Genomic DNA, 4,479 nt, shown 5'->3' on the forward strand with positions numbered 1-4,479 from the left:
ATACACTGGAGCAAGCCGAAAGGCCGGTCATAGACCGAGTTTACCCAGGAGCTGGGTGAGGTGAAAGTCTCACGCCCAGTTCTGAAGCGGAGGTGCTCCCCTTAATAGGGGACATCGACCGTAACAAGGACAAAACTGGAAACAACTCCGGAAGAATCTTTTCCGCCTACAAAGAAGAGTGTATAAAGCGGTTCAAGCTGGTGACCTGAGGAAAGCAAGGTCTCTACAAAAACTGATTTTGAAATCCCGTTCGGCACAGCTTTTGGCCATCCGTCAAGTGACACAACTAAATCAGGGTAAAAAGACAGCCGGGATTGACGGCAAAACAGCCCTCAAATACCGGGAGCGATTCGAGTTACTTAAAATGCTAGGCTCCAGTGCGGAAAATTGGACGCACCAAGGGTTAAGGGAAATCCCAATACCTAAGAAAAACGGGGGTACGAGAATGCTGAAAGTACCGACAATCACGGACAGAGCATGGCAATGTTTAGCAAAGTACGCCCTCGAACCAGCCCACGAAGCTACCTTTCACGCCCGGAGTTACGGGTTTAGGACTGGACGCAGTGCCCATGATGCCCAACAATACATTTTCAAAAACCTCAATTCAAAATGTAACGGCATCACCAAAAGGGTAATTGAACTAGACATCAAAAAGTGCTTTGGCCGTAGGCCACGCTTCGCGAACGACAGAATCTCCCACAAGTCCATCATGGATAGGTTAATTGCACCAGCAAGTTTGAAGACTGGGATATTCCGCTGCCTCAAAGCCGGAATTGACCTGGAATTTCCTGAGCAAGGAACCCCACAGGGAGGAGTTGTCAGTCCACTGCTCGCCAACATAGCACTTAACGGAATAGAGGCAATACACCCCTCCGTTCGATACGCGGACGACATGGTGATATTCCTAAAGCCAAAGGAAAACGCGGAAAAGGTACTGAAAAGAATCAAAACCTTCCTAGCAGAAAGAGGGATGGAAATAAGCGCGCCGATTGACCAAGATAACCAAAACGACAGACGGATTTGACTTCCTGGGCTGGTTTTTCCGAGTCCAGCATGACGGAAGATTCAAGAGTTACCCTTCAAAAGAGAACCTCAAGAAATTTCTAAAGAAGGTAAAAACCGTGGCCAACAGCTCGAATTATGGTGCAGAAGTCAAAGCCCAAAAATTAGCACCAATCGTACGGGGTTGGAGGAACTACCACAGATACTGCTGCATGGAAGACTCTCCATATGACCTATACTTCCCGGCAAAAACTGCTGAAAGAAAATTCAGAAAGCAGAAATCAATAAACCGGTACAAATCCAAAAGGTTAGTAAAGATAGCCTTCCCCACAGTATCGTGGAAAGAAAACGACCACACAATGGTTAGAGGAATTAAGTCCCCCTATGACGGAGACTTAATCTACTGGAGTCATAGAAACTCTGCTTTATATGATAATGCTACTGCAAAGGCTTTGAAGAAACAAAACCATTCCTGTGGACATTGCGGACTGAAATTCATTGATGGAGAAAGGGTTCACCTTCACCACATTGATAGAAATCACGACAATTGGAAGCCCAAAAACCTAATGGCTGTCCATCAAAGTTGTCACCAATATATCCATGGGGGCAAAGCGAAAGCTAAGGATGTCTAGGAGCTGGATGAGGGGAAACCTTCACGTCCAGATCTGAAGGAGAGGTGCCCTGGGTAATACCAGGCATCGACTCTAATAAGTTTTAACCCTTTTACCCATAGCCTGTCGCCCATAAAGGCGACCCTATCTAAGGTTTCGTCTCCGGACAGGAAAACCAGCACATGACAATCGTTCCATCATTAATGGGATTCTCACCGATCTTGAGAACAGGCGCACCCATAAGAGATTTACCTCCGGATTACGGAATTCACAGTACAGTCTCGAGTCGGTTCTACCGATGGCGAAAAGCTGGTATTTGGGATCAAATTTGGGCAGGTCTTCAACAAAAAGCTGATGCCGAAGGGCTGATTGATTGGGAAGTCCATTTTGCCGACAGTACCTTAGTCAGAGCACATCAACATGCGGCGGTAGCATTTGGGGGCAAGAAAACCAAGCTAAGCGGCGTAGTAAGGGAGGTTTTTCTACAAAAGTCCACAAAGCGAGCTGAAGGATTTGGAAAACCAATGGTTTTTGTCCTAACATCAGGTGAACGTCATGACACCATTGCTTTTGATGACTTACTGACTGGAGGAAAGTAAGCGCGAATTGGACGAGGAAGACCAAAAAGTCGATTTCGCTACTTTAATGGTGATAAAGCTTACAGTAGTCAAGCGATTAGAGAAAAACTGCGTTTTCTTTGAAGTTACCGTAAGGATAGTGGAGCCTTTACAGTTTAAGGGTTATGCAGAAAAGGATTAAAAATTATTAATTAAGGCTCCACTAACAATCAGGTTTCAATTCTAGGGAGCAACCCCTGTTATTCCCCCCGAAAAGCAATGAGAGAAAACGAGAACGCTTCAATCGTGGTCTGTATAGAGAACGAAATCGAGTCGAACGACTTATTAATCGCCTATAGCTTAATCGACGAATTGCAACTCGTTATGAGAAATATGGTAACTTCTCAATAACCGCTGTCGGGTGAAAGAGATAGGTATTGACTTGGCCCCCTTGTCAAGAGTGCATAAATCTGGTTAAACAAAGGTATGCCTAAAAACTCTGTGCAAGTAAAAAATGAACAACTCACCGACCTTCATGAGGTCGAGGAGCTGCGTGCGCTTGTCAGGCAACAAGCTGAAACGATAGCGGAACTGGCCAAGCACAATCAAGAGTTAAGCAAGCGCATCCGTGAATTGGAGGAAGAGTTACTAGCTAAAAAGAAACTAAATAAAAAGCCTCAACGAGCGTGCGAGTAACCGTGGGTGTAGAGAAGCAGCTAGAACTTAAGCAAAGGAAAGGTAAACGTCCGCGCCTCAGCCAAACGCAGTAAGAAAGATAGCTTCGTGGTGGACACCGAATGGAAAATAGAACCCTCTCAACTGCCAGAAGGGGCAAAATTTAATGGATACCGAGAATATTTGTTCCACGAACTTCGCATAGAAAGAAATAACATCCGCTTCTTTTTAGCCGAATATGTGTTACCAGAGGTCGGGGTAATCAGTGGTCAATTACCGCGCCTCGTATCAGCAATTCTGGACATTATGGCCCGCAACTAGTGGGATATATCTTGCACCAGTACTATCACAATCGAGTGACGCAACCAAAGATTCATGAGCAGCTACTGGAATGGGGTATCGAGATATCGGTCGGTCAAATCAATTCATACCGAGCGCGCAAATATAGATGTGTTTCACACTCTCTCAGGCATCGGTTTTAGGGGCAGGATTAAAATTCTCAGAGTATGTTCACACCGATGATACCGGAGCACAACACAGTGGGAAGAACGGGTATTGCACGGTGATTGGCAATGAATGGTTTACTTTCTTTGCGAGCACCCCCCGCAAGACTCGACGCAACTTCTTATCCGTATTACAAGGCAATGCCCCGATTTATGTACTCAATCAGGATGCCCACCAATATGCACGCTTCCTATAAGTTAGCCGACAAGCATATGAACCGATTGAGCTTTGGTTCAACGGTTCTAGGAAATAACCCTGAGCAATGGCAGGACTATGCGCGAGTCGATTGGCATTGTGCAGACCAAAGTCGCAGAGAGGGTCACCGAAGCCGCTCTGCTGGGTGGATTAATCGAGAGTGGCATTAACCGAAAATTGCTGATTCTCTCAGATGGAGCCAGACAGTTCAATATTCTCATTCATGGGTTGTGTTGGGTTCATGGTGAACGAATCATTCGCATGCTTTGAGGGGAGTACCGCTGAGTTTCGAGAGAACATTGAGGAAGTCCAAACCCTTCTATGGGAGTACTACCAACAGCTTAATTGCCTATCAAGATCACCCGAGTGCCGAGCAAAAGCAGTACCTATCTGCTCGCTTTGATGAAATCTTTGGTCGGTGTTATCTGCACCACCCCACTCTGAGCAACGCATTGAACCAATTTAGACAAAACAAGGAGCAATTGCTTCGGGTGCTCGACAAACCCAATATCCCTTTGCACAATAATGCTGCCGAATCTGACATCAGAGAATTTGTGACCCGTCGAAAAATCAGTGGTGGCACTCGCTCTGAGGCCGGACGAAAAGCCAGAGATACCATGATTGGTCTGAAAAAGACAATCGCGCAAATTAGGGATTTGTTTTTGGGCGTATTTACTGTCCCGCTTGCGAGGGGATGACAAAATCCCCTAGCAGGGCGACAGAGGTAGGGGAAAGGTATATGTAGCATAAGATACAGCAATCAGACCTAAAAAAAGATAGGTCAAATATAGCAAAGCCGACCTATTATTGGGACTTTAGCGCAAATTATAAACAAAAATCGTGCTACTCTATATAGAGTATGCTTTTTAGGTTCGTATTCTTCTCCACTCAATCCGATGAAAGAAACCGTTTCCACAGCAATGCCCCCCTGCTTT

The 4,479-nt window shown here is 45.6% G+C and carries 8 protein-coding genes; all 8 read left to right on the top strand.

The features are described from left to right. Positions 1-178 precede the first annotated feature (178 nt). The 8 genes from F6K53_RS46195 (at position 179) to F6K53_RS35290 (ending at position 4,242) form a co-directional block, all read left to right on the top strand. Positions 179-1,024, top strand: coding sequence for a reverse transcriptase domain-containing protein (locus tag F6K53_RS46195; RefSeq protein WP_365940619.1), 846 nt, complete (start codon positions 179-181; stop codon positions 1,022-1,024). Beyond that, positions 990-1,634, top strand: coding sequence for a group II intron maturase-specific domain-containing protein (locus F6K53_RS46200; protein ID WP_365940620.1), 645 nt, complete (start codon positions 990-992; stop codon positions 1,632-1,634). The genes F6K53_RS46195 and F6K53_RS46200 overlap by 35 nt, the downstream gene beginning before the upstream one ends. A gap of 161 nt (positions 1,635-1,795) precedes the next feature. After that, a complete protein-coding gene (locus tag F6K53_RS35265; RefSeq protein WP_293083937.1) occupies positions 1,796-2,212 on the top strand; it encodes a transposase in 417 nt (138 codons plus the stop codon). A 444-nt stretch (positions 2,213-2,656) separates the two neighbouring features. Further along, the gene (locus tag F6K53_RS35270; RefSeq protein WP_293030310.1) at positions 2,657-2,866 is read left to right on the top strand and encodes a hypothetical protein; all 210 of its coding nucleotides are present in this window, start codon (positions 2,657-2,659) and stop codon (positions 2,864-2,866) included. 87 nt (positions 2,867-2,953) lie between these two features. After that, entirely contained in the window at positions 2,954-3,166 is a 213-nt protein-coding gene (locus tag F6K53_RS35275; protein WP_293030307.1) for a hypothetical protein, read from the top strand. 127 nt (positions 3,167-3,293) lie between these two features. After that, positions 3,294-3,545 (top strand): hypothetical protein, encoded by a 252-nt coding sequence (locus F6K53_RS35280; RefSeq protein ID WP_293030304.1) that lies wholly within the window; start codon positions 3,294-3,296, stop codon positions 3,543-3,545. Between the two features lie 77 nt (positions 3,546-3,622). Continuing rightward, positions 3,623-3,814 (top strand): hypothetical protein, encoded by a 192-nt coding sequence (locus F6K53_RS35285; protein ID WP_293030301.1) that lies wholly within the window; start codon positions 3,623-3,625, stop codon positions 3,812-3,814. Positions 3,815-3,843: 29 nt separating this feature from the next. After that, a complete protein-coding gene (locus F6K53_RS35290) occupies positions 3,844-4,242 on the top strand; it encodes a transposase (protein WP_293030298.1) in 399 nt (132 codons plus the stop codon). Positions 4,243-4,479 lie beyond the last annotated feature (237 nt).

This window comes from Moorena sp. SIO4A1 (genome assembly GCF_010672065.1).
Lineage (GTDB): Bacteria > Cyanobacteriota > Cyanobacteriia > Cyanobacteriales > Coleofasciculaceae > Moorena.

What these genes read in the sequence shown, in the direction of transcription:
- F6K53_RS35280 (WP_293030304.1), top strand. Translation starts at nt 3,294, where the DNA reads ATGTGTTTCACACTCTCTCAGGCATCGGTTTTAGGGGCAGGATTAAAA.
- F6K53_RS35265 (WP_293083937.1), top strand. Translation starts at nt 1,796, where the DNA reads ATGACAATCGTTCCATCATTAATGGGATTCTCACCGATCTTGAGAACA.
- F6K53_RS35270 (WP_293030310.1), top strand. Translation starts at nt 2,657, where the DNA reads ATGCCTAAAAACTCTGTGCAAGTAAAAAATGAACAACTCACCGACCTT.
- F6K53_RS35285 (WP_293030301.1), top strand. Translation starts at nt 3,623, where the DNA reads ATGCGCGAGTCGATTGGCATTGTGCAGACCAAAGTCGCAGAGAGGGTC.